At 67.6% G+C, this 24,043-nt stretch carries 19 protein-coding genes and 3 pseudogenes; 15 read left to right on the forward strand and 7 right to left on the reverse strand.

Annotated elements, in window-relative coordinates:
• Positions 1 to 62: 62 nt before the first annotated feature.
• The 3 genes and pseudogenes from ACFYP5_RS36065 to ACFYP5_RS36075 all read left to right on the forward strand — a co-directional run.
• The gene (locus tag ACFYP5_RS36065) at positions 63 to 1,502 is read left to right on the forward strand and encodes a cytochrome ubiquinol oxidase subunit I (protein ID WP_389043718.1); all 1,440 of its coding nucleotides are present in this window, start codon (positions 63 to 65) and stop codon (positions 1,500 to 1,502) included.
• On the forward strand, positions 1,499 to 2,500 hold the full coding sequence (locus ACFYP5_RS36070) for a cytochrome d ubiquinol oxidase subunit II (RefSeq protein ID WP_389043719.1): 1,002 nt from the start codon (positions 1,499 to 1,501) through the stop codon (positions 2,498 to 2,500). Before ACFYP5_RS36065 ends, ACFYP5_RS36070 begins: the two co-directional genes overlap by 4 nt.
• Positions 2,488 to 2,791: pseudogene (locus tag ACFYP5_RS36075) on the forward strand (DNA helicase); the annotation flags it as partial. The gene ACFYP5_RS36070 and the pseudogene ACFYP5_RS36075, both read left to right, overlap by 13 nt.
• Here the strand turns inward: ACFYP5_RS36075 and ACFYP5_RS36080 are convergent.
• Positions 2,783 to 3,550 (reverse strand): hypothetical protein, encoded by a 768-nt coding sequence (locus ACFYP5_RS36080; protein WP_389043834.1) that lies wholly within the window; start codon positions 3,548 to 3,550, stop codon positions 2,783 to 2,785. The pseudogene ACFYP5_RS36075 and the gene ACFYP5_RS36080 overlap by 9 nt on opposite strands.
• A 97-nt stretch (positions 3,551 to 3,647) precedes the next feature.
• Here ACFYP5_RS36080 and ACFYP5_RS36085 point away from each other — a divergent pair, with 97 nt between their 5' ends.
• On the forward strand, positions 3,648 to 5,087 hold the full coding sequence (locus ACFYP5_RS36085; RefSeq protein ID WP_389043722.1) for a PLP-dependent aminotransferase family protein: 1,440 nt from the start codon (positions 3,648 to 3,650) through the stop codon (positions 5,085 to 5,087).
• 124 nt (positions 5,088 to 5,211) lie between these two features.
• On the opposite strand, the pseudogene ACFYP5_RS36090 reads toward ACFYP5_RS36085, so the two are convergent.
• A pseudogene (locus ACFYP5_RS36090) lies at positions 5,212 to 5,739 on the reverse strand (TIGR00730 family Rossman fold protein).
• A 639-nt stretch (positions 5,740 to 6,378) separates the two neighbouring features.
• Between ACFYP5_RS36090 and ACFYP5_RS36095 the strand changes: the two are divergent.
• The 3 genes from ACFYP5_RS36095 (at position 6,379) to ACFYP5_RS36105 (ending at position 10,818) form a co-directional block, all read left to right on the forward strand.
• On the forward strand, positions 6,379 to 8,967 hold the full coding sequence (locus ACFYP5_RS36095) for a SpoIIE family protein phosphatase (protein WP_389043723.1): 2,589 nt from the start codon (positions 6,379 to 6,381) through the stop codon (positions 8,965 to 8,967).
• A 495-nt stretch (positions 8,968 to 9,462) separates the two neighbouring features.
• Positions 9,463 to 10,542, forward strand: coding sequence for a PP2C family protein-serine/threonine phosphatase (locus tag ACFYP5_RS36100; protein ID WP_389043724.1), 1,080 nt, complete (start codon positions 9,463 to 9,465; stop codon positions 10,540 to 10,542).
• A 114-nt stretch (positions 10,543 to 10,656) separates the two neighbouring features.
• Positions 10,657 to 10,818 carry a hypothetical protein gene (locus tag ACFYP5_RS36105; RefSeq protein ID WP_389043727.1) on the forward strand — a complete coding sequence of 54 codons (162 nt, stop codon included), beginning with the start codon at positions 10,657 to 10,659 and terminating at the stop codon, positions 10,816 to 10,818.
• 534 nt (positions 10,819 to 11,352) lie between these two features.
• On the opposite strand, the gene ACFYP5_RS36110 is transcribed toward ACFYP5_RS36105, so the two are convergent.
• Together ACFYP5_RS36110 and istB are read right to left on the reverse strand one after the other, a co-directional pair.
• Entirely contained in the window at positions 11,353 to 12,696 is a 1,344-nt protein-coding gene (locus ACFYP5_RS36110) for a PLP-dependent aminotransferase family protein (RefSeq protein ID WP_389043826.1), read from the reverse strand.
• A 1,057-nt stretch (positions 12,697 to 13,753) separates the two neighbouring features.
• Positions 13,754 to 14,527 carry an IS21-like element helper ATPase IstB gene (istB, locus tag ACFYP5_RS36115; RefSeq protein ID WP_389043729.1) on the reverse strand — a complete coding sequence of 258 codons (774 nt, stop codon included), beginning with the start codon at positions 14,525 to 14,527 and terminating at the stop codon, positions 13,754 to 13,756.
• Positions 14,528 to 14,576: 49 nt separating this feature from the next.
• Here istB and ACFYP5_RS36120 point away from each other — a divergent pair, with 49 nt between their 5' ends.
• A complete protein-coding gene (locus ACFYP5_RS36120; RefSeq protein WP_389043731.1) occupies positions 14,577 to 14,867 on the forward strand; it encodes a hypothetical protein in 291 nt (96 codons plus the stop codon).
• 6 nt (positions 14,868 to 14,873) lie between these two features.
• Here ACFYP5_RS36120 and istA read toward each other — a convergent pair.
• Positions 14,874 to 16,382, reverse strand: a pseudogene (gene istA, locus ACFYP5_RS36125) (IS21 family transposase).
• A gap of 583 nt (positions 16,383 to 16,965) precedes the next feature.
• Here istA and ACFYP5_RS36130 point away from each other — a divergent pair.
• The 5 genes from ACFYP5_RS36130 (at position 16,966) to ACFYP5_RS36150 (ending at position 21,124) form a co-directional block, all read left to right on the forward strand.
• A complete protein-coding gene (locus ACFYP5_RS36130) occupies positions 16,966 to 17,637 on the forward strand; it encodes a TetR/AcrR family transcriptional regulator (RefSeq protein ID WP_389043734.1) in 672 nt (223 codons plus the stop codon).
• Between the two features lie 597 nt (positions 17,638 to 18,234).
• Positions 18,235 to 18,858: a winged helix-turn-helix domain-containing protein gene (locus ACFYP5_RS36135; RefSeq protein ID WP_389043737.1), complete on the forward strand. Its 624-nt coding sequence runs from the start codon at positions 18,235 to 18,237 to the stop codon at positions 18,856 to 18,858.
• 375 nt (positions 18,859 to 19,233) lie between these two features.
• A complete protein-coding gene (locus tag ACFYP5_RS36140; RefSeq protein ID WP_389043739.1) occupies positions 19,234 to 19,818 on the forward strand; it encodes a sigma-70 family RNA polymerase sigma factor in 585 nt (194 codons plus the stop codon).
• Positions 19,819 to 20,423: 605 nt separating this feature from the next.
• Positions 20,424 to 20,807 carry an MmcQ/YjbR family DNA-binding protein gene (locus ACFYP5_RS36145; protein ID WP_389043829.1) on the forward strand — a complete coding sequence of 128 codons (384 nt, stop codon included), beginning with the start codon at positions 20,424 to 20,426 and terminating at the stop codon, positions 20,805 to 20,807.
• Positions 20,808 to 20,815: 8 nt separating this feature from the next.
• The gene (locus ACFYP5_RS36150) at positions 20,816 to 21,124 is read left to right on the forward strand and encodes an MmcQ/YjbR family DNA-binding protein (RefSeq protein WP_389043741.1); all 309 of its coding nucleotides are present in this window, start codon (positions 20,816 to 20,818) and stop codon (positions 21,122 to 21,124) included.
• A gap of 303 nt (positions 21,125 to 21,427) precedes the next feature.
• Here the strand turns inward: ACFYP5_RS36150 and ACFYP5_RS36155 are convergent, their stop codons facing one another.
• Together ACFYP5_RS36155 and ACFYP5_RS36160 are read right to left on the reverse strand one after the other, a co-directional pair.
• Positions 21,428 to 22,045, reverse strand: a complete 618-nt coding sequence (locus ACFYP5_RS36155; RefSeq protein ID WP_389043744.1) for a TetR/AcrR family transcriptional regulator — start codon at positions 22,043 to 22,045, stop codon at positions 21,428 to 21,430.
• 23 nt (positions 22,046 to 22,068) lie between these two features.
• On the reverse strand, positions 22,069 to 22,482 hold the full coding sequence (locus ACFYP5_RS36160) for a RidA family protein (RefSeq protein ID WP_389043745.1): 414 nt from the start codon (positions 22,480 to 22,482) through the stop codon (positions 22,069 to 22,071).
• Positions 22,483 to 23,115: 633 nt separating this feature from the next.
• On the opposite strand from ACFYP5_RS36160, the gene ACFYP5_RS36165 reads away from it, so the two are divergent.
• Both ACFYP5_RS36165 and ACFYP5_RS36170 read left to right on the forward strand, forming a co-directional pair.
• On the forward strand, positions 23,116 to 23,574 hold the full coding sequence (locus ACFYP5_RS36165; RefSeq protein ID WP_389043747.1) for a carboxymuconolactone decarboxylase family protein: 459 nt from the start codon (positions 23,116 to 23,118) through the stop codon (positions 23,572 to 23,574).
• Positions 23,575 to 23,824: 250 nt separating this feature from the next.
• Positions 23,825 to 23,980 carry a hypothetical protein gene (locus tag ACFYP5_RS36170; RefSeq protein WP_389043750.1) on the forward strand — a complete coding sequence of 52 codons (156 nt, stop codon included), beginning with the start codon at positions 23,825 to 23,827 and terminating at the stop codon, positions 23,978 to 23,980.
• Positions 23,981 to 24,043 lie beyond the last annotated feature (63 nt).

Here is a 24,043-nt window from a genome sequence, read left to right on the forward strand (position 1 = left end):
ACGAGCTCGGCGGGGCCGTGTCGGCACGCGCCTCGATCACAGCGAGCGCGAGGATACGGGGCATGCCGTCAGCCTCATGCGCCACCACCGTAGTGCTGCAGGCGCTGGCGTCCGCAGGTGAGCCGTCGCAGTTGCTGCCCGCTCGTGAACAGATGGCCTTCACTCTCGGCTTCCACATCATCATCGTGCCGTTCGGTGTGGCCTTCACCTTCCTGATGCTCCTCGCCAACCATCGAGGACTACGCCGCGGGGACGAGCAGGCCATGCTCCTGGCACGCCGCTGGTCGAAGGTTGCCGCAGTGCTGTTCGCGGTGGGAGCCGTGTCCGGCACCGTGCTCACCTTCGAACTGGGCATCCTGTGGCCCGGACTGATGGGGCGGTACGGCGCCGCCTTCGGGTTCCCGTTCGCTATCGAGGGAATCTTCTTCTTCCTTGAAGCGATCTTCATGTCGTTCTACATCTACGGATGGGACCGGCTGTCGCCCTGGGCCCACTTCTGGAGCGGTGTCCCGGTGGTGATCTCCAGCCTCGGTGGTGCCGCCGCCGTGGTGGCTGCCAACGCCTGGATGAACCAGCCCGGCGGTATCACCATGCACGCGGGCCGTATCGTCGACGTCAGTCCGGCCAAGGTGTTCTTCAACGGCGCGTTCTGGTTCGAGACGATCCACATGCTGCTGGCGGCGTACATCGTCGCAGGCTTCGTCGTAGCCGGGGTGTACGCGGCGGGGATGCTCAAAGGAAGACAGGACGCCTACCACCGCACCGGCTTCCTCATCGGCTTCGTCGTGGCCGCCGTCACCGTGCCCGTGCAGATCTTCGTCGGGGACCTGGTCGCCCGTCAGGTGTTCGACTCCGAACGGGCGAAGTTCGCCGCCATCGAACTGCTTCCCGACTCCGGTGACCACGTGCCCGAGACACTCGGCGGTGTCCTGATCGACGGGAAGGTCCGTTACGGGCTGCCGATCCCGGATATGGCATCGCTTCTGGCCGGGTTCCGCCCCAGCACTCATATCGACGGGCTGGACGCAATCCCCGCACCGGTGCGCCCAAGCGACGCGGGTGTGAGCATTGTGCACTTGGCGTTCGACGTCATGGTGGGCGCCTCCATGGCTCTGCTGGCCCTGTCCGTGTGGTTCGCCTGGCTGTGGTGGCGCCATCGCCGCGTCCCGACCAACGTCTGGTTCCTGCGGTGCGCCGCGCTGTCGGGCGTGGTGGCCTTGGTCTCCCTGGAAAGTGGCTGGGTGGTCACCGAAGTCGGAAGGCAGCCGTGGACCGTGGTCGGACTGCTGCTGACACGGGACGCCGTCACCACTCACGGCAACCTGTGGCCCTTCTTCGGCGCGACCGCGATCATCTACGTCAGCGTCGGCACCGGTGCCCTGCTGGTTCTGCGCGCCCTGCGCCGGCGATGGGCGGCACGGGGCGACGAAGACGTCCAGGTCCCCTACGGCCCCGAAGCCCCTGCTGTCTCCGCCGCGAGCCCAGAAAGCCGAACGCCATGACCGATGCGATCGGCGTCATCCTGTTCACCGGCGTCATCGCCTACGCCGTCTTCGGTGGTGCCGACTTCGGCGCCGGGTTCTGGGATCTGACCGCGGGCGGAGCCGTACGGGGCAGCGCCCCCCGCTCGCTCATTGACCGGTCCATCGGCCCGGTCTGGGAAGCGAACCACACCTGGCTCATCTACTGCCTGGTGGTGCTGTGGACGGGTTTTCCGCCCGCCTTCGCCGCAATTACCACGACGTTGTACATCCCGCTCGGCCTCGCGGCATTCGGCATCGTCCTGCGCGGGTCCGGCTTCGCCTTCCGCAAGGTGACACTGCGCACCGCGCAGCAACGTCTCACTGGGGTCCTCTTCGCGGTCTCCTCGGTGCTGACCCCGTTCTGCTTCGGCGGCATCGCAGGGGCCGTCGCCTCAGGCCGCGTCCCCAGCGCCGGCGGCGGCGCCCCGCTGTCCAGCTGGCTCAATCCCACGGGTGTGCTGGGAGGTGTCCTGGCGGTCGTCGTATGCGCCTACCTTGCTGCCGTCTTCCTCTCCTCGGCTGCCACGCACCCGTATCCGGACGAGGCTCTGCACCGATACTTCCGGCGGAGGGCACTGGCAGCAGGCATCGCGGCAGGCATCGTCTGCCTGGTCGGCGTCTTCGTTCTGCATGCGGACGCACCGCGCCTGTTCCACCAACTCAGTACCCGCGGACTTGCTCTACTGATCGTGTCCGCCGCGGCCGGACTCGCAGCCCTGGCAACACTCAGAGCCCGTCGGCCGCGCCTGCCCCGGTCGATTGCGTCGCTGGCAGTGGCCACGGTGATCGCCGGATGGGGCGTCGCCCAGTATCCGTACCTCCTGGGCACGCACCTGTCCTTGACCGAGGCCGCGGCTCCCGAGCCGACCTTGTGGGTGCTGGTCGCTGTGGCCTGCACCGCGGCCGTGCTGATCGCTCCCTCCCTGGCCGCCCTGTACGTGCTGCACGAACGGGACCGGCTGACTCCCTCCGCCTGACCTTCCGCTTCGGCCCCCGCCTCGCCCGCGAAGCCAACCGCCGGCTGCACATCAGGCGCACCCATCCGCCTCACCGGCACACCGGCCGTGCCCACCGAACTCGGCCCCGTGGCCTGCCCCGACGCGGTCCTGTGCCGCACCAACCTAGGAGCCATGGCCCAAGTCATGGCCATGATGGCCAGCGGACAACGGGTCGCCCTGGCCGGGGGAGGAGACGGACTGCGTGCTCTTGCGCTGGCCGCCCGCGACCTGAAGGAAGGCCGCCGCACCACCCACCCCGAACTACTCCTCGTCGCTTGCGTGCGCGGCAATGGCATAGAAGCGCATGGCGATGCGAGGCAGGCTGCGGTCTCGTGCTGCCCGGGCGGGGGTTCGGCAATCACGGGAGGCGTGGTGCTCGATGACGGCTTCCCACAAGACAGCCGGGACGAGGCTGGTGTCTCTGTCAGTGCGACCGTGTTGTTCGAGGTAGTGGGCGAGGCGGTACTGGGGGGTGGGCAGGTGCAGACGGGCCACGACGGGGTCGGATCCGGGTGAGCGGGCACCGTGTAGCGGGGCCGCGGTGTAGGCGAGGGCCTGTTCTAACCAGTCGTCCTTCAGCAGGTCCCACTGGGAGTCGGCGAGATAGCCTTCCGCGGCGGCTTCCAACAGAGGCAGCGGCAGGCCGGGAGGGTGGCCCAGCCGATGCGCATCCATGGCCGCTTCGATGAGGGCTCGCGCGGGGGCTGGCACATTTTGATAACGCTCTATCAAAGCAGGGGCACCCGCCAGATACTGGCTGATCTGCCCGTGTTCCGCTCGCCCAGCGACGTACGCCGGTCGCGGATCGTGCTGCGCCATCAATGCCACGGCTTGGAGGTCGGCGTCGATGAAGGCCACTGGCACGGGCAGGGCGTGACCGTTCAGCAGGCGGCGCGCTCGTGCGTGGGGGTCTTCAGCAGCGGGTTTGGGCGGGGTAGTGAGTGTGGCCCACTGCTCGGGCCAAGTGCTGCCAATGACAAGAAGCGGGACCAGTCGGCGCTTGCGGCGAACACGCTCGCGGAACGACACGGCGCGCGGTCGTCACCGCGACGAGGCTGCGGTGGCGTGCAGCGCGGCCCAATGGGACGACTGACCAGTCGATGGTATCGGAGTATGGTGCATTTACATGACGGATTCCCGGGCCAATTCCGCGGCCGGTCCGCCCCCCGCGTTCGGTGCCGACCTGCATCTGGAGCTGCGCGGACCCGGGCTGCGTGCAGGGCTCACGGACGCCTTGAGGGAGGTCGTGCGGACGGGGCGTCTGGCGCCCGGCAGTCGGCTGCCGGCCTCCCGCTCACTCGCCGCGGATCTCGGCGTCTCGCGTAACACCGTGGTCGAGGCCTACGCCGAGCTGGTCGCTGAGGGCTGGCTCACCGCCCAGCAGGGCTCCGGGACCCGGGTGGCCACCCGGGTCGAGCCGCACCGGGCCGCGCCCGCCGCTCCTCGCGCGAGGCCGGACGAGCCCCGTCTCCGGTATGGCCTGTGGACCGGTGCACCGGACCTCGCGACCTTTCCGCGCTCGCAGTGGCTCACCATGGCCCGCCGGGCTCTGACCGTCGCGCCACTCGATGCCTTCGGCTACGGCGACGCCCGCGGCCGGATGGAGCTGCGAACCGCACTCGCGGACTATCTGGCGCGGGCCCGCGGGGTGTACGCCGAGCCGGATCGGATCGTCATCTGTTCCGGTTTCCACCACGGTCTGGCGCTGATGGCGCAGGCGCTCAGGGTACGGCGGGTGCGAGGGGTGGCAGTCGAGGCATACGGACTCGACCTGTTTCGCGACCTGCTGGTGAACGCGGGTCTGCACGCCCCGCCCCTCTACGTCGACGACCATGGCGCACGCATCGACGACCTCGCGCGACTGCGCGAAGTGGGGGCGGTGTTGATGACCCCGGCGCACCAGTACCCGACGGGGGTCGCGCTCCGCCCGGACCGGCGCACGGCTGCCGTCGAGTGGGCACGTGCGACGGGTGGCCTGATCCTGGAGGACGACTATGACGGGGAGTTCCGGTACGACCGTCAGCCGGTGGGGGCCCTGCAAGGCCTGGATCCGGAGCGGGTGGTGTACTTCGGTTCCGTGAGCAAGTCCCTGGCGCCGGGGGTACGGCTCGGATGGATGGTGCTGCCGGAGGAACTCATCCCGGAGATCGTGGCGGCCAAAGGGAACGGCGACTACATGACGAGCGCCCTGGAGCAGCTGACACTGGCGGAATTCATCGCCTCGGGTGCGTACGACCGTCATGTGCGCTCGATGCGGCTGCGCTACCGGCGTCGCCGCGATCAGCTGGTCGAGGTCCTGCGCCAGAGGGCTCCCGGCATTCGTGTGACCGGGATGGCTGCAGGACTGCAAACGGTCCTCGAACTCCCGCGTGGAACCGAAAGCTCGGTGGTCCAGGCCGCGGCCCGGCAAGGTCTGGCGATCAGGGGGTTGACGCAATTCCGCTACGAAGTGGCTGACTGCGGATGGCAGTTGCCCGAACGGGACGCCCTGGTGGTCAACTACGCGGCGCCCTCGGACAGCGCGTGGGCAGGCGCACTGGACGCACTGTGCAGGGTGCTGCCCTAGAAGGGGTTCCGAGGGCGGAGCGGACGCGCCTCTGTCCGGTTCGGGAGCGTCCCTGCCGAGATTCGAGGTGCTCGGGCTGTCGGCCTCATGCCAGGCCGCCCCGTGCCGGAGTCGGCGCGATCTCTCAGGCGGAAAGCCGTGCTGTCACGATCTCGCCATCCGTTCCAACGGACTTCTCCAGGTAGGCGAGTGCGCCCGCGGCCGTGTCGGCGACGAAGACCAGCTCTCCAAGGGGCAATGGCAGGAACCCCTGCTCGTCCATTCGCCGGAGCTGGAGTATCAGCCCGTCGTGGGAGCCCGCCGTGTTCAGCAGCACCACGGGCTCGTCGTGCAGGCCGTGCTTCCTGAGCTCCAGGACCTTGGTCCCTTCGTCCAACGTGCCCACGCCGCCGGGCATCACCACACTGCGTCGGACATGGCGAGCAACCGTGCCTTCCGTTCAGCGAGATCCCTGGAGAACGTCACTTCGTCGGCGTCCTTCTTGACCCACTTCCGGAGAAAATCGACCGAGATCCCCATGAGCCGCCCTCCCGACGCCTGTACTCCGTCGGTGACGACCTTCATCAGCCCGGTATCGGATCCGCCCCACACCAGGGTGTGGCCGGCCCTGCCGATGAGCTCCCCCGAACTCGCGGGTCGCCTGGGTGTACAGGGAAGGCGCCGATGTTCATCGCCGTGGGCGCTGTTGCAGTGACCGGACCGTGTGCGCGCGTCCGCCTATGCGTGTGGATCATTTTCTGAGCAAAAGCCCCGGGCCACTTCGCGTCGAACGGCCAGGCAGGCCCCCTGGGCGCCGTCTGTCAGACCGATGGCCCCGCGAAGCCGGAGCGCCACTTCGCATGCTCGGGGCGCGACGTTCGGGAGGGGGCGAAGGGCTGTCCCGTAATCCCCGGCGGGCGCACGACGACAGCTACGGCACCTCGCCGCGTTGTCGGAACGCCCGAATACAACCGGTATGAGGACGCCCCTCCGCCTTGCGATGCACCGCATCTGACGCCGCGCGCTGAGCCACCAGGGATTACGGGACAGCCCTTAGTGTTCCAGCTCCATAGATCGTGATCTTGCTTTGTCCGCAGAATTGGACTGGGAATTTGTCATAGAAATGGACCGTACTCCGGTGCCGTCGGGTGCGTAGCGTTGCACGCATGAGCACGGACGAAAGCACACGGAAGCCGCAGCGGCTCACCGAGCACACGCGCTGGTTGGCTGCGCCCAGGCCTCGACAGGGGTCCCGCCGGAGCACGTCTGACAGGCCGAGACCACCGCCGCAGCCACTGTCGGGGCAGTGTGAATGGGCTGTGGGCTGCCCTGCCTGGTAGCTCGATCACTGCCCTGGATCTATCCATCCACTAGACAGCCGAGCAGCTGGGGGACACAGAAGGGAAGAGCAATGGGCAGTTCCGCAGAGACAGCAGTCTCCGAGGCTCAGACGGCCGTCGAGACAGTTTGCCCAGCGATAGCTCTCCTCGACGCGCAGGGGGCGGTGGTCGGATGGTCGCAGGCCGCTCAGCGGCTCGTGGGCTACTCGGCCGCGGAGGTGATGGGGCGGTCCGCCGGTGTCCTGTTGGTGGCCGCTGACGACCGAGCAAAGGTTTCACAAGCCGCACAAGAGAGCACCCGCCGTGGCCGCTGGTCCGAGCTCGCGCAGGTGCGCCACCGCGACGGCCGCAGCATCGACGTGCGCCTGTGCGTGTCATCTCTGTCCGGGCAGGACGGCCTGGAGTGGTGGGTGGTCTGTGCGACCGACAAGGCCTTGCTTCCCGCGTGGCCGGCCGAGGCCACAGTGGCGGAGCCGCTCCTCGATACGCTGCCGCTGCCAAGCCGCCTGCCGATCGGTGTCGTCATACGGGACACGCACCTGCGCTGCGTCCGGGTGAACGACACCCAGGGCTCCAAGGACGGCATCCCTCTCCCCAAGCGGCTGGGCCGCAGGCTGACGGAGGCGGCGCCCGGGAAGGAGGCCGAAACGCTGGAGGCAGTGATGCGCCAGGTGCTGGAGAGCGGCGACCCGGCGATCAACGTGGACTACCAGGCCTTCCTGCCGACGCATGTGCGAAGCAACCGCATATTGACGGCGTCCTACTTCCGCCTCGATGACGCGCAGGGTCGCGCGCTGGGCGTGTGCGTCGTGAGCGTGGACGTCACCGACAGCCGACGGGCGCGAGAGCGTCTGGCAATCCTCCGTGAGGCCAGCAGGCGCGTCGGCACCACTGTGGACGTCATGCAGACCGGGCAGGAACTGGCCGACCTCGCCGTGCCGTTCCTCGCGGACTACGCCACCGTCGACCTGACGGAGTCCGTCCCGCTCGGCGAGGAGCCCTTGGCCCATTTCGGCCCGCAGGGCGGATACATCCCCGTCTTCCGCCGCGCGGGCCTGGCGTCGATTCACCCGGGAACGCCGGAGTCCCTGTTCGTTCGCGGAGAGCCGGTCTTCGTCCCGCCCATTTCGCCCGTCACGGGTGTTCTGCGCTCCGGGAAATCCCACTTCGAGCCCATACTGGACGCATCCCCGGGCACCTGGCTGGACCACCACGACGCGGCGCGGGCGGAGGAGCTCCGCGAGCACGCCATGCACTCGTTGATGGTCGTCCCGATCCACGCCCGGGGCGCGGTGCTGGGCGTGGCGGTCTTCGTGCGGACGAAGGACCCCAGGCCGTTCGAGGAGGACGACCTGTTCTTGGCCGAGGAACTCGTCAGCTGGGCAGCGCTGGCCCTGGACAACGCCCGCCAATACGTGCGCGAACGTTCCGCGGCTCTCGCCCTGCAGCGGCTGCTGCTCCCTCACTGCGCTACAGGCGGCTTCGCCGCTGATGTGGCGTGGCGCTACCTGCCAGCTGACAGCCACCACGGCATCGGGGGCGACTGGTTCGACGTGATCCCCCTCTCCGGCGCCCGCGTCGCCCTGGTCGTCGGCGACGTGGTCGGACACGGCATCAACGCGGCAGCGGAGATGGGTCAACTCCGCACCGCCATGCGCACCCTCGCCGGCATGGACATGCGTCCCGACGAAGTACTGTCCCGCCTCGACGAGCAGGTCATCCGCCTCACCGAGCTAGAAGCCGACCCCCGGCACCCGGCCACCACCACGATGGCTGCCACGTGCCTGTACGCGGTCTACGACCCGGTCACCCGCACTTGCACCATGGCGCGGGCCGGCCATCCCCCGCCCGCGATCATCGACCCGTACGGCCACGTCACCTTCCCCGACCTGCCCACCGGAGCACCGCTCGGCCTCGGACTGGTCCCCTTCGAGTCCGTAACTTTGGAACTTGCCGAAGGAAGCGTGCTCGCCCTCTACACCGACGGTCTGATCGAGGCCCGCGGCCAGGACATCAGCGCCGGCATGAACCGTTTGCGCGCGGCCCTCGCACGGCCCGGCCTCAAACTGGATGATCTGTGCTCTTCCGCGGTGGACGCATTGCGAGCCAAGCCGCAGAGCGACGATTTCACCCTGCTTCTCGCACGGACCCGCTCGCTGAGCGCAGACCAGGTTGCCTATTGGCAGTTCCCCAGCGACCTCGCCGTCGTCAGCCGTGCCCGAACTCTCGCTGCCCGGCAGCTGACCCAGTGGGGACTGGAACACCTAGCCGAGTCCACCGGGCTGATCGTAAGCGAGCTGTTCACCAACGCCATCATCCACGGCAAGGACGACTGCAACAGCGACCGCACGATCGGCCTACGCCTCATCCGGCACGAGATGCTGACCTGCGAAGTCTCCGACGCTCACCACTGCCGCCCGTTTGTGCGACACGCTCGCACCACCGACGAACACGGCCGCGGCCTCTTCCTCGTCACTCAACTGTCCCGCCGATGGGGAACCCGCCAGATCCCGGACGGCAAAATCATCTGGGCTGATCAGCAACTGCCAGCCAGTGCGTGAACCACTTACCCGTCCGACTCAAGCGCTTGGAGGCCAGTGCCTGTGCCCCGAGAAGACCGACAACTCGTACGCACCATTTATGTGGCTGGAGAGCGGACGTACGCTCCCACGCCACGCCACGCCACGCCAGCGGCAGCCCGGTGGCGGGGTGGCAAGTCCCATCGGGCCCTCCCGCCTGGTCGCGAAACTCCAACGACCACATCGGAGGTTTCGTGAAACTCGGACCTCGTCCGCCCCAGAGATTGGGAGTGGATCTGCAACGTGGTCGAAGCAGCCAGAACGGCCGAAGCGGCCGGATACGGCAGTTTGTGGACGTACGAACGGCTGCTCTTCCCGGTGCCCTGTGCCCTGTTGCAGCTCGGTGTGCGTACCGAGCGGCGCGCTTCATTTGCCGTGCGCTCCGAACCTGGGAGAACAATGCAGATCAGACCGCTTTTGCAGGCGACTAGCGCACTGAGCGGATGGCGCGGTTACCGATGGGGGACCCTGTGGTCCGTGCCGATCGTGGCGGTTCCGGTGGCCGACCGGTTCCTGCCGTCGGACATCCACCTCGCCCATCTGCTGGTCATCCCGCTCGCGCTCGCCGCCGCCTTCGCCGACACCCGCCGTACTGCCGTCACCGCTCTGCTCGCCCTGGCGGCGCTGGCCGTCGCGGGAGCCGAGCGACGCACGCTGACCACCGAGAACGTACTCGTGCAGATGCTGTCCCTGGTGGTGTTCTCGGCGCTGCTCCTGATCGCCACCCGTCTGCGCGAGCAGCACCAGCGCCAGGCGGCCATCGTGCGCCAGGTCTCGGAAGCCGTGCAGTCCGTGTTGCTGAGGCCACTGCCGCGACGCGCGGGAGCGGTGTCCCTGGCGTCGACGTACGTGGCCGCCCAGACCGAAGCCCGTGTCGGTGGAGACCTGTACGCACTGCTGCGCGCGCCTGGCGCCACCCGGCTGATCATCGGGGATGCGCGCGGCAAGGGGCTCGAGGCCATCGGGGACATCGAGACCGTCCTCGGTGCCTTCCGCTTCAACGCGCACCGGCACTCCACGCTGTCCGAGCTCGCGTCCGGTCTGGAGTCCGATGTGCGCTGGGACCTGGGCCAGGCGCACCGCGGGGATCCTGACGAATGGCCCGGTGAACGCTTCGTCACGGCGGCCGTGCTGGAGATCCCGGACGACCAGCCCTGTGCCCGTCTGATCAGTTTCGGCCATCTGCCGCCGCTCCTGCTGCACGGGGGGCACGTCACGCCCCTGGAAGTCAGCGTCCCCGCTCCGCCGCTGGGTCTTGGCGCACTGACGGAGACCGAGTACGCCCCTTTGACCTTCCGTTTCGCCCAGGGCGACCGGCTGGTGCTGTACACGGACGGAGTCACCGAGGCCCGGGACTGCATGGGCAGCTTCTACCCCCTCGTGGAGCGGGTGACGGCTTGGGCCGATCAGCGTCCGGATGCGCTCGTGCGCCGGATCGGCGCCGACCTGCGGGCGCACACGGGCGGGCCGCTCGCCGACGACATGGCCCTGATCGTGCTGCAGCACGAGGGGGCGCGCGTCCGGGCCCGGATCTCGGAGAACCGGTGGGACTCGTGACGAAGGCGCGGCCCGCTTGAGGAAAAGTCGCGACGGCGCCGGGCGCGGCGAAGCGCGCGGATACGGGGCGCGCGGCTCAGTCGCGTTCGCGTCGGTCGACGTGTCGAAGTGACGATGAGCTCAGGCTCGACGGCAACGTGCAGGCGGCTCCGGGACGGGCGGCTCGATGTGCGGGTCGGCGCGGTGCACCCGCTGACCGAGGCAGCCGCCGCCTTCGCCCCGGAGCGACGCGTCACCGGCAGGACGATCATCCGGGTCACCGAGGAACCGCAGTGATCACAGAGCGTCGCAACTCCATGATCAGGAGGTGTTCAGCAGTTCCGACGGCAACCCGGCGCCCTCTTTGTTCGACAAAGAGGGCCAGGTCCGAGCTCCGACTCCAGGCCGCCAAGCGGTGACGGCCTGGTCCACCGAGTCAGGAAGCCCGGCAGGTCCCGTTGCCGAACGAGGTACGGGCGAACACGTCCCCGCCTCGTCAGCGGACAGGACTCGGGTCAACTCGGCCGTACCCAGGAACAGCGGGAAGAACCTGTCGGCGTTCCAACTGAGTTGATACATCGGCTTGTCCAGCACGAGCAGGCGGCATCCCTCCACCACGGGGATGTCGCCGGGCAGCCCCTCGTTCGTGGCGTATCGCCTCCTCCGCCAGCTCCTCGAACGGGGAAGGGGGGCTGCAGGCCCGAGACCAGCGCCCGGCGACCAGCCAGCTGGGCTTCGCCCCGACCCCGAACTCGGCACCCGGCGCCTCCACCCGGTCAGGCCCCGCAGGACGCCGTCTGCGAACACCCTGTCCAGGGCGTCGGCGGTGCGTCAGGAAAGGATCCGCATGAGTGCGGAGAGCGCCTGAGGCCACGCTGCGTCGGAGGGCACCCCGTATCCAACGACGAGGGCATCGGTCATGGCGTTCAGTGACCCTTCACGGCGGTATCGAGACAGGCCAGCCACTTTGATGCCCTGCCGGGTTGCCGACTGAAGGACCCGCTGCTCGGTCCCGGGCGGCAAAGCGAGCACGGTGTGCAGGCCGGCCGGTGTCCCGATGACGCGCACCTTTGGGGCGTGCTGGGCCAGGGCTGTGACGAGAGCGTCTCGTCGATCGCGGTAGCGCCGACGGGCAGCACGTACGTGACGGTCGTAGGCGCCGGAGGTGATGAATTCCGCCATCGTCAGCTGGCTGAGTACCTCGCACGAGTCGATCTGCCCCTTGGCCGCCACGGCTTCCTCAGCGAGTGCGGGAGGCAGCGCCATCCAGGCCAGCCGCAGGCCAGGAGCAAGGGTCTTACTGGCGCTACCCAGGTAGACCACGCAGTCGGGGTCGAGGCCTTGGAGCGCCCCGACAGACTGGCGGCCGAACCGGAACTCACCGTCGTAGTCATCCTCCAGGACCAAGCCGCCGGTCCGTCTGGCCCAGTCCACGACGGCCGTCCGGCGATCGCGCTGCAGCGCCGTGCCCACAGGGAACTGGTGAGCCGGTGTGAGTAGGACCGCATCGGTGCCGACCGGCGGCACCGGGTCGGTCCCGTGGGTATCGAAGGGAAGCAAGGGGGTCTTCAGCCCAGCAGCCGCCAGCAGCCCGCAGTACCTGTCCAGGCCGTAGGACTCGACGGCGACGTTCCTCGCCCCGCGCCCGGCCAGGACTCCGCTCAGGATTTGCAGGCCGTGGGAGACGCCGGCACAGATCAGTATGTGCTCCGGACTCACGTACACGCTCCGGGCTCGAGCGAGATGGTCTGCGAGTGCGGCCCGTAGTTCCGGCCGACCGCGGGGGTCGCCGTAGCCGAGCGCGTCGTCAGGGGCGGCCGCCAGGGCGCGGCGTGTGGCCTTCAGCCAGGCTGCACGAGGAAAAGCGGTGAGGTCGGGGTTACCTGGGATCAGGTCGTGGGAAAGGCCGCCGGACGGCTCGGCGGCCGAGCGCGCCAAGATCGGGCGAGTGGTCATCCTGTCTGCCACGAGCGTGCCCGAGCCCGCGCGCGCGGTAAGCCATCCTTCGGCGACGAGGTCGGTATAGGCGTCAGCCACGGTGTTGCGTGCAAGACCGAGATCGGCGGCGAGCCGGCGGGAGGAGGGCAGCCGTGTCCCCGGGGCCAGGTGGCCGGTGCGGACCGCTTCGCGCACGGCTTCGGCCAGCGCACGGCGCACGCCTCGTCCAGCTCGCATCAAATCATTGTCAAAGGCCTGCCGTAGCTGTGCTGAACTGATCCTTGTGCGGGCGCCGAGATGCTCGACAGTAGCCGCATTGTTGATCGGGACATCAACCGGGCCGCCGGGCAGCAGGTAGTCGATGGCCGTGGTGCGCTGGTTGTCGTTGGTCAGATCGGTAGTCACGATGCGAACCTCAACACTCGACGTGCTTGCTCCGATGGCGTTGGCGGTTTCGTCCAGTTGGTCGGCGGTGAGTGCGGTCTCGCCAACAAGTCCAGCCGTCATGCATGAGGGTTCCTTTCAACGCGGAGTGTGGGATGGGCTCTCCCACGCCCCGTGGCGCATGACGCGACTCCGATGAGCGAGAGGGGCTACGGGATTGCCTCTGCACCTGTCTGATGAGCGTCGATCCTTCGCGCTGTCTTACCGAAATTTCGCTATCACCTTTGACGGCGGCCGCTCGACAGCAGGTCAGCAACCCCAACCACCCTGGTTGAACCGTTCGCTTGACCGGCCCGGTCACTGATCGTTTCAGAATGAGTTATTGAGAGGTGAGAGCAGGTCAACTCCCCAGACTCGCGAGGCTGAGTACTTCTGTCCAGACGTCGATTGAGCACGACCTGGCAAAGCCATCCGGCGTTCCGACGTGGTTGCCTGTAACGGCGCCTCCGAAGCGCGCGACACGTTTGCCGCAGCACGGCCAGGAAGGTAGTGCCGACGGGCCATTGGCCCTAGACCTACTTGGCGCATCGTCGGCTCACCATCCTTAAAGGTGCGCCGCCCCTCGGCGTCGTACCACGCTCACCGGCGCAGGCAGCGGCGGGAGGACGCCGCGGTCGCGGTAGACCGCCTCGACGACGTGGCCGTGCTGATCATCCGACGCACATGACGGCGCCCGCGTCCTCACACACCCTCCGTACGGACCCGACTGCAGGACCCCGCTCTCGCTCATTCGCCGAGCGGTGTGTTTGTCAACGGTCATTGAAATGCCCAGGTGGGTGGTCGGTGGGTGTCGGGGCTGGTGGCCATCAGAAATCCATGCCTGTGGCCAGTGGTGTTCCTGGGGTGGGGGTCAGTGCAAGGGGACCACGCCCTTGCCGGCGAGGGCTTCGGCGAGGCGGTGCGAGTCTCCGGTGGTGGTGACGAGGTGAGCGTGGTGCATGAGTCGGTCGGTGCTGGCTCCCGCGAGGGTCTTGGGCATGATCGTGTCGAAGCCTGAGGGGTGAATGTTGCTGGTCACCGCGATCGATCGGCGTTCGTAGGCAGCGTCGATGATGCGGTAGAACGCCTCGGCGGCGTCCTCCCCGACCGGCAGCAGGCCGATGTCGTCCACGACGATCAAGTCCGCGCGGCAGATCCGGGCGACGGTGCGGGCGGTGGACCCGTCGACCTTGGACTTGCCGATCGCGGCGCTGAGGGTCTCCAGGCTGAACCAGGCCACCTTGAGGTCCTTCTCGATCGCGGCCTGGGCCAGGCCCTCGGTGAAGTGGCTCTTGCCGGTGCCCGAGGGCCCGGCGATCACCAGATTCTCCGCGCGACCGATCCATTCCAGGGTGGCCAGGGAGTTCTGGGTGGGTTCGGGGATGGTGGAGTCCTCGGCCCGCCAGGAGGCCAGGGTCTTGCCGGTGGGGAAGTTCGCCGTGGTGCGTCGCAGTCGGCGGGTGGCGGCGTCGCGGCCGGTGACCTCCTCGGTGATCAGAAGCCGCAGGACCTCGGCGGGGTCCCAGCGTTGCGCGCGGGCGGTGGCCAGCACGTCGGGGGCGGCTTTGCGCATGTAGGGCAGGCGCATGCGGCGCATCAGCCTGTCGAGCTCCTCGGGCAGTGCCGGAGCCTGGGGAAACGTCATGGTCGAAAATTCCTTCGCGGGTCATGGAGGGCGCCGATAGGCTCGACGGGTGATCAATTTGGTGGTGCGTGGAGACAGCGGAAAGGCCGTGGCCCGCGCCAAGGCCGGCGTGGATTGGATGGTCGGCTTCCCGGATTTGAGTGCGCCGGAGTTCCCGATGCTCTGGGCCCTGACTCCTTATGGGGATGCGGTCTTCAACCAGCGGCAGATTCCGCTGCTGCTGGCCGAGCTCGACCGGATTCCCGCTGCCTGCGGTGGCGAATGGGTCGGGCAGGCCCGCGAGTTGTGCCAGGTCGTCCAGCGCGGGACGCACCTGTATCTGTGGTTCGTCGGCGACTGACCGCGGTCAGTGTTCCGTCAACTTCCTTGTTGCCGTTGATTGTTGGTCCAGGGCCTGCCAGGCGATGGTGCCGCTCTGGACGGAGTGGGCCTCGTTCGCGCGTACGACCTCTTCAGTCGGTTTGCTGGCCGCGAGATGCTCCAGGATGGAGAGCAGGTCGTCGTCGGCGAAGCGTCCGGCGGTGGCCGCCAGCCCGAGGGCCTGGTCGACCTGGTCGGAGCCGATGACGGTGGCGAGCTCGACGGCGCGGGCCATCTTGGCGCGGATGCGGACCGCGCCGGCGGGTCCGGCCTCCTTGAGCCAGCGCCCGGCTCCCGGGCCGATGCCCACGAACGCGATCTCCGCTTCCGAGCGGGGTTGCAGGCGGGGCTGGTGGACGCTGCGGCCGTCGGGGTGGTCGGGATAGTGCGCGTCGATGATCTGCGGAACCCCCGGGGTGGAGAGCTGGTGGCGCCAGATCTCCGACAGGTCACCGGAGTGGGTGCGTGCGGTGATGGACAGTTCCTCGCCGAGCACCCGGCACCACACCCGGGCGCCGGTGTAGCCGGGCGGGGTGGAGTAGCGCACCGCTTGGAAGCTTATGGTGCGGTCCGAGCCGACCAGCCGTTCCTCGCCCAGCGCGAATGCCAGCGGCTCGGCGGGCAGGACGTGCAGCGTGGTGCGTTCGATGTCGAGGCGGTCCGCGGGTATCTGCCCGGTCGCCCGGTGGCGGCGTGTGTTCACCGCATCGCACCAGGTCAGGCAGGCATCCGCGAGGTCGGCGAAGGAGTCGTAGGCAGGCAGCAGGTTTGCGTCGGTGGGCACCAGGTCGGCCTTCGCGATCCGGACCGTGGCCTCCGCACCGCCCTTGGACTCGGGGTCGTAGGGCACGCAGCTGACCACTTGACAGCCGTAGTGTCGGCCGGCGGCGACCATCTGCGGATGCCGCACCGGGATTCCAGCGATGTGCTCGACGGTGACGGTCTTCGCGTTGTCGGTCAGCACGTAGGTCGGCGCCCCGCCGATCCGGCGCAACGTGGTGTCCAGGCAGGCGACCAGGGTGCCCAGAGTGCAGTCCCAGACCGGGATCACCACCCGGAACCTGGACCATGACAGCCATGCTCAGAACAACCACGTCCGCCGCCCGCCGATGCGCGGGCCCTCGCCCCAGTCGAACTGCAGCCACCGCCCCGGCTCGGGGATCCACGGACGGTAGGTCCGCCGTTTGCCCGCCTTCCATGCGGTCTTCGCCGCGTTCACCGCCCGCCGGGTCGAGCGCGGGCTGCCCCGGTAGCCCATCTTCACCAGCTTCTCGTGAACAACATCGGCGCGGATCGTCGCCTTGGACTGCTCGACCCACTCCTCGGTCTTCTCCAGGAACGCATCAATCATCTTCGGTCGCGGCTCGCGTTCGTACGGGTTGCGCCCGTCGGCGCGGGCTTCGACATACCGCTTGACCGTCTTCGGGTCGTGCCCCGTCAGGGTGGCCGCCGACCAGACCGTCTCGGTCAGGTCGTACGCCTCAAAGATTTCCATGATCTCTCTGTCAGACTTCGTCACAGGACCTCTTCGACCGGTTTGCTCATGCGTGGAAACATCAGCAAACCGGACGGAGGGGTCTCCTTCAGATAAGGGAGCGATCAGGAACAACAGGCCGTCCACCTGGATTTCCGGTGGCCATCAGCCTGGACTCGACTGGCCGCGCACCTGGAGCTTTCCATGGCCGCCGACAGTGTTCTGGAGGACTCAGTCAAGCCGGCCGCGGCAGGTGCCCTCCGGCCCTAATCACCCCAAGCCCTAGTTTGGAAGATCGCGTACGTGGATGACGCCTGGCTGCGGAGTCGCTGACCTGCGATGTCGTGCGGGATTCCCCGTGGCTTCCCCTTGTCCACCGGGGTGCGTGGCGGTCCGGGGGCCGTTTCGGCTGCTCGGTCGAGTGGCCGACATGGTCGCGGCTCGGCTGTCGCGTCGACTGGGCGCCGGGTTCCAGCCTCCGGTCGTGGCTCGTCGGGGCGGCGAGGCCCAGGCCGGGTAGGCCGAGAGTCGGAGGCAGGACAAAAAAGGGACCTTGAGGTCCACTCTGAATCCTGCTAGCGTTCGCACCGGTAATCTGGTCAATGTGGCGGAACAGGCGAGCGACAAAAACGGCTCCCGGTTGACTGAGCGCGGCCGGGCGACTCAAGAGCGCATTTTGAGGGCCGCCGCCGACATGATGTACGTCAAGGGTGTGGGTGCCACGACCCTCGACGATGTCAGGGCGGCCAGCGGAACGAGCAAATCTCAGCTCTACCGCCACTACCCCGACAAGGATGCGTTGGTGCGGGACGTCGTCGCGTTGCAGGCTGCAGAATTGCTCGAACGCCAGCACCAGCTACTGCGGCGGCTCAACTCCCTGCGCGGGCTGGAGCGCTGGCGGGACGCGGTGGTCGAACACAACGCGCTCCGAAACGGAGCGTACGGCTGCCCGCTCGGCTCCCTTGCAAGCGAGCTGGCCGATCAGGACGAAGAGGCACGCAAGGCGATCGCGCGGTACTTCGGCACCTGGGAAGGGCTGCTCGAGGCCGGGCTCGCGCGGATGAAGGACTCGGTAGTCCTCCGTGCCGACGCGGACGCTGGAGAGCTCGCCACCGGCCTCATGGCCGCCCTTCAAGGCGGCTATCTCCTTGCCCAGACGGCCCGGAACATCCAACCCATGAGGATCGCCCTCGACATGGCGATCGGCCACATCAAGACTTATGCCGTGCCTGCCGAGGGCGGCAATCCGCCCGCAGGGGACACGGGAGGACGCTAAAACCGTCCAGGACGAGGCGGCGCCAAGACGGCCCGGTACGGCACCACAGGCGGTTGCGTCGCGGTCCCCCTACCGGCTGGGCTTCACCATCCTCCCGGCAGGCCAGGGGCGCGACGGCGGGAGGACGTGTTCGTCCGCACGCCCCACTGCCCGCATGCGACCCCAGGTGCCGACGAAAAGCGGCGGCCCCCGCGTAAAGGCAGATCGCTTTCCGTCGAGCTCTCCGGCCGGACGAACGCGCACGGGCCGCCCGCTCGCCACTGCATGCCTTCCTCCACACCTGAGGCCACCGAATGGTTCGCCAACCGCCGCCAGTCGCGGTTGCGCGAGCACGCCGCCGCCCGCGAGGACCGTGGGTGCGAGCCTGCTTGCTGTGTCATGAAGAGTTGCCCGACCGCGGCCAGGACGGCGCCGGTCTGGCATACCAGCGCAGCGCCGTAGCAGCCGTGTAGCGCGAGGTGCCAGTGGGCTTGGCCCAAAAAAAGGGACTATTTAGTCCGGAAAATTGGAGCGACCTGCGGTACGTTTGGGGAAGGCGGTCCCTGGCGGACGGCCAAGTAGTCAAGCTTCACAAGGATCCCCAAGGCGGTAGGCACCATGTATGTGGGCGCCCAGTTCTCAGTGCTCGACCCGGTCCGGCTACACAGGCAGGGGGGCGAGGCCGGAACCGGTCAGCCGAGGCAGTGCGCCGTGCTCGCTTCGCTGTTGCTCAGGGCGGGCAAGCCTGTAAGCCTCTCGAAACTGGTGGAGGACGTGTGGGGCGACGACGCTCGACCATCGGCCGTAGGCTCCGAGCGCACGTACGTCTACAGGCTCAGGCAGGCACTTGGGGAGCAGAATGACCGCACCGTGAGCCTGGTCGACGGGGGCCGTCTGCTGCGCATCCAACCGGACGCTCTGGACCGGAACAGGTGCAAGGAAACGACAGCAAGGGCAAGGGAAGCCCGCAGCATCGGCGACTTGGCGTCCGCGGCGAGCCGGCTGACCGAGAGCCTCGAGATGTGGAAAGGAGTGACCCTCGCCGGGGCCCAGGGCCGTTCCCGGGCCAGCAGCGCAGCGCCGGCCCGCTGTGTACCTCGCAGACGTCGAGGGCATCCCCAACCGCGAAATCGCAGAAACGATGGGAACCCTGCGGGCACCGTGATGTCGCGCATCCGCAGAGGGCGCCAGCAGCTCCGCCAGCCGCTGCCGCAGTACACGCCCGGGCTGTGCACGGCGTGACAGCCTGCCACCGGCGTGGTGGGTCGCAGGCCTCCACGGTCAGCCTGCTCACCAACCAGTCGCCACGGTACGGGAAAGCGCGCCACCCGCCGTGCGTGAGTCCTTTTCCGAAATGCGTCGGAAGCCCTGTGCGTGAATCGCAGGATGCGCGCACGGCGAAAGAAAAAACAGCGACTTCGCGAAGACGTGCTGTAGGTGGTCTCGTGATTGGCTTGCCCGCACGAAATGACCTGGGGATTGAGAACCATGCACTCTGCGGATGTTAGAAGAACGTGTCGCTCGGCTCCGGATGGACATGCCGGAACCAACGGCAGCCCCCTGGCCGCAGGGCCCGCCACGGGCCGACGGCAGCTCGACCCGGAGTCCGCCGCCTGGGTGGGCGCGCTCGAGGGCGGCGGGGGGTCGCAGTACGAGCAAGCCTGCACGCAGTTGCACGAACTGCTGGTGCGGATCGCCATGGACGAAGTGTTCCGCCGGGGTCCCCGTTACCGAATTACCGGGCCCGAGCTGAACGATCTCGCCCACCAGGCGGCTGCCGACGCACTGATGAGAATCACGCACAAAATCCAGGAATTTCGAGGCGACGCCAGGTTCACCACATGGGCGTTCCGATTCGTCGTACTTGAAGTGTCCAGCAAGCTGGGCCGCCATTTCTGGCGTCTTTCAAATACCTGGTTCGATTTGGACGAATGGGCGCAAGTGCCCGACCGCTCCGGTACCGACCCGGTCAGCCACTGGCAGGCGCGAGAGCTGGTCGAAGCCGCGCGCAACGCGGTCGAGACAGCACTGAGCGCCCACCAGCGGCAGGTCTTCACCGCTGTAGTCAACGGGGTCCCCCTGGAAACGCTCGCCAGTGAGCTGAAGACAAACCGTAACGCGCTCTACAAGACGATGTTTGACGCCCGTAAGAAACTGCGAGCTCAGCTGATAGCCGGCGGACATCTCAGCGCTGCCGACTGATGCAGCGGCGACGACGTCGGCCCGAGCAGCGCTGACCTGGGGCTCGCACCGCAGCCGAATACGCCCCGGGGGCCTGGCAGTCGTCCTCCCGGCGCGGACGGGAAAGACTGCGCCACCCGCAACTCACCTTCCCGAAGGGCCGGAAGTAAGAAATCGCCACCCCCGGGCGCTCACCTCCGAAGGGGCCCACGGGGGCAGACCCTGACAAGTAAGGACGGCGGCGCTCGTCGGGCAGACGGCCCTCGTGCACCTGAGCGAGTACGTACCGAGCGCCTCGGAGACAGTGGAGGTTGAGATGGCGTCCGTAGGGCTCGGCGGCCCAGATGCGGACGATACCCGCGCCGGGCATGTCGACGGAAACCCGGATGTTTGATCGGGAAACGGTCCATCCGTGTGGACGGACGCGCGCATACCCGCCGGTCATGACCAGCGCGGATTTGGCCGCCTGTGTCGCACCGTCCGCGCAACTGTCTCCGCTCCCTGTCGGCTTCCGTCACTGTTGCCGGCGTACTGGCGCGGCCGTTCGTGGCGGTCATGCGATAGACGCCACCTCGAGCCTCGGCCGGCCGGTCGGGGCACTCGGATCGATAGAGGAGTTGATCACCTTGGACGGACAAGAGCTGCAGAAGATCGCGGGCGACTGCACTGCGGAGCTGCCCGGCGCCGACCTGGAGCATCGTTTCGGCCCCGACTGGGACCTCTACAAGGTGCGCGGCAAGGTCTTCATGCTCATGACCGACATGCCGGGTCGCCCCGTCGTGATCCTGAAAGCTGATCCGGACGACGCCGCAGCCCTGTGTGAGCGGCACGCGGACATTACCCCCGGCTATCACATGAACAAGAGGCACTGGATCACGGTGGGAGGCGGGGGCACCATCGACGAGAAACTGGTGAAGGAACTCGTGATGGACTCCTACCGTCTCGTGGTCGGCGGGCTTCCGAAGTCCGAGCAGCCCGTGGATCCGCGCACCTACGGCCGCCGCGTCTAACCCGCGTCATGCCCATCCGCGGCGAGAAGCTCCAGGACAGAGCGCGCGACGCAGCACTGGCGCTGCCCGGGGTCAGTCCCCGGCGCCCGTTCACCGTGCTGGACGTCTGCAAGGTGGCGGGCAAGGTCTTCCTGATCATCACGGACGACCCGGACGAACGCATCGTCACCCTCAAGGCAGAACCGGAGTACGGGCGGCTGCCGCAGCACGAACACCCGTCGATCGCCGCGGGCCTGCCAATCAGGCTTTCGTTACCCGGCCCTTGGCGGAGTAGTCACCCCGAGGTGGAGCGCCCTGGTCGCCACGCTTCCCGATAGGCCGATCACCCTCGCCATCGACGGACCTGCCACCTGGACTGGTCTGCGGCCCTCAAGGTGCTGAACTCGGCGCTGGAGGGACGCGGGCTCACCGCCTCGGCAACCGATCTCCGGGCCGGCCTCGCCCTCTGACCGCGGATCCTCCAGCGCACAGGGTCCGGGCTCGCCGACGACCTGGACTTCGACCGGCTCGCCAAAGGCACCCTTGCATCCGCCGTGTTCTTGGACCGCGCAGGTATGCCCCACTTGGCTCAGGAGGCACCGACCGCCTGAGAAGTGTGTCGTGGAACTGCGAAGGTGGGCTCAGCCCCGAGCGAAGGCGGCGATGTGGTCCAGGGCCATGTCCAGCGCGACGGCCATCGGCTCGGAGCTGTGAGCGTTCTGTGCGAGCACGTAACCACCCTGCAGAGCAGCCAGCAGACCAGTACCCAAGCGTTGTGGGTCCGCGTCCTCGGCGAGTACGCCGAGGACGCGGAGCCGGGTCAGTGTTTCGATGAGCATTCGCCGCCAGGCATCGAATGATGCGTTGAGCGCTTGGCGGGACCGCTCGTCGTTGTCGGACATCTCAATCGACATTGCGCCCAGCGCGCATCCGTATGAGCCGTCCTGCAACGAGTTGGCGTGGACCAGGGCGTCACGCCAGCGGCGCAGACCGGTGAGGGTCTTCACGCCGCGCAGACGCTGTTCCTCGCGGGCCAGGACGAACTTCGACTGCAGGTCGATCACGGCGTGGATCAGCGCGAGTTTGTCCTCGAAGTGGTAGTACAACTGCGACTTACTCGTGCCGCTCGCCAGCCGGACGTCATCGAGCGTGGTGGCGTTGACGCCCCTGATGTAAAACAGTTTGGCCGCCGAATCAACGATCCGTGAACGGGTCTCCAGGCCGCGCGGCGTGGGGCGAGCATCGCTGGTTCCGGGCACGGTGTCTCCCTCGGGCATGTCACTCACTCGTGCTGCTCCGCCGCGGAGCGCATCACGACCGCGGTGCCTTCGACCTCCAGGCAGAGACTGAGCAGGATCAGTTGTGGCACCAATACGAGCATATACGCCGGTCGGTGACTGATGACGTCCTTGCGAACCCTTACGTAAGCGCCGCTGTCATCGCGGTCTGCAAACCAGGACCGGACCAGGCCGACGTCGCTCAGTCCGGCGCCCACCCGCCGCAGCGCCTCGCACACGTTGTCCGAGGCTTGCCTGGCCTCCTCGGCGAAATCCTCCGGCGGGGTTCCGTCCGGCCGCGATCCCGAAGTGCCGGAGCGGACGACCTGCGTGGCGCCGGCCGGGATCGTGACCGCATCGGAGTGAGTGCCGATGCGGCGCGACGTCCTGGCGTCGATGAGCTGTGCTGCAGCGGTCATATCAACCAGAACCTTTCGTAGACGGATGCGAGACGGAGTAGCCGGCAGATCCGAAAGACCTTGCCCTCCCTCCAGTCCGCCCTCATCAAGCTTTGGACTAAATCGTCCACAAAACTCGATCGACCAAGCCCTGAGCCGGACTACCTCGAGTCGGTTTGAACTCTGCCACTCCGGCCGGTCGAGTCGCTCGTTATGCCGCCCTCACATGGCGCTGACCTGCAAGTATAGCGATCCGTTGCGACATCTGCCTGCCTGTAGGCAAGCTGACGTGCACGGTTCGTCCGGGGAGGGGTTGCGCTGAAGTTTCTGGTCTGTATAGTCCTTCTTAAGTGGTGTTCGAAGTGGCGAAGAATCTGGAACTCGGCACCGACGGAGTTACCCCTCGCAATGCAGGTCAGTCACCAGGCGCCCGGCGCAAACGAGGCCACCGGCCAGGCTGCAGCCGGCGTCGGGCCTGCGGCGGAGCTCCGAAGCACTACGAGCCCGACCTGGGCTCTACGACGACTACTCACACCCCCCGATCGGAGTCGATTCGCCGTGTCACGACTGAATGTTCCTTCTCCAGAGGATGTGCCTGACGGCTCGCAGCGGATACTCGACAACGTTGGTGCGCAGCTGGGCTTCGTCCCGAACATGTTCAAGACCATCGCGTCGAACCCGACCGTTCTTGAGGTCGTTACGAACCTGCAAGGCGCCTTCAGCCGGGTTCTCGATGCGAGGACGCGGCACAGCATCGCGCTGGCCGTGTCTCAAGCCAACGGCTGCAGTTACTGCCTGGCGATACACACCCATGTAGCGACCGAATTCGCCGGCATGTCGAGCGACGACATCGAGCTCGGCCGCATCGGGAGCTCCGTCGATCCCAAACGCGCCGCGGCCGCTCGCTTTGCGCAGCAGGTGGTCGAGAGCCGCGGGCGGGTCAGCGACGCCGAGCTCGCGGGTGTGCGGGACGCCGGGTACACCGACTCGCAGATCCTGGCGATCGTCGCGGTGGCGGTGCAGTTCCTGCTCACCAACTTCATCAACAATGTCAACCAGACCGACATCGACATCCCCGCCGTCGACTCGGTCGCGACGACCGTGCCCCAGTGAATCCGCAGCCGGACCCGACAGGGCCCGGCGCGGCACACGAGAGCGTGATCGAGCATATGTGCCGCTCCTAGCTCGAAGTTGCCTCTTCGGCAGGGGAGGGGTCATCGAAACACCCCACTGCCGTGTTGTTGGAGAGCCGGGCCCTGCTGTGGGCCAGGACCGCGAGTCGATCCACGCTTTCTTCGCCGCCCGTCGCCGCGCAGGAGTCTTCGAGTACTGGGTGGCCTGACGCGACACCAGCGGGCATCAGTTGACCTGGGAGTACGCGCGCCAAGCCGACGGGCGAACAGACGTCGAGTCCAAGGACATCGTCCACGGATTCAGCGCGCATCATCTCGTCCGTTGGGGCTGGGGCGACTTTAAGAAGCTCCACGCCGCCGCCAACAACACCCCACCCACCGGTTGATCTTCGAAACCTCGACGCGCCCCAGGCGCACAGCCGGCAAACCCCTCACTGAGTCAACGATCA

Origin of the sequence: Streptomyces sp. NPDC005262 (genome assembly GCF_042872425.1) — a bacterium.
In the GTDB taxonomy this organism is placed as follows: domain Bacteria; phylum Actinomycetota; class Actinomycetes; order Streptomycetales; family Streptomycetaceae; genus Streptomyces.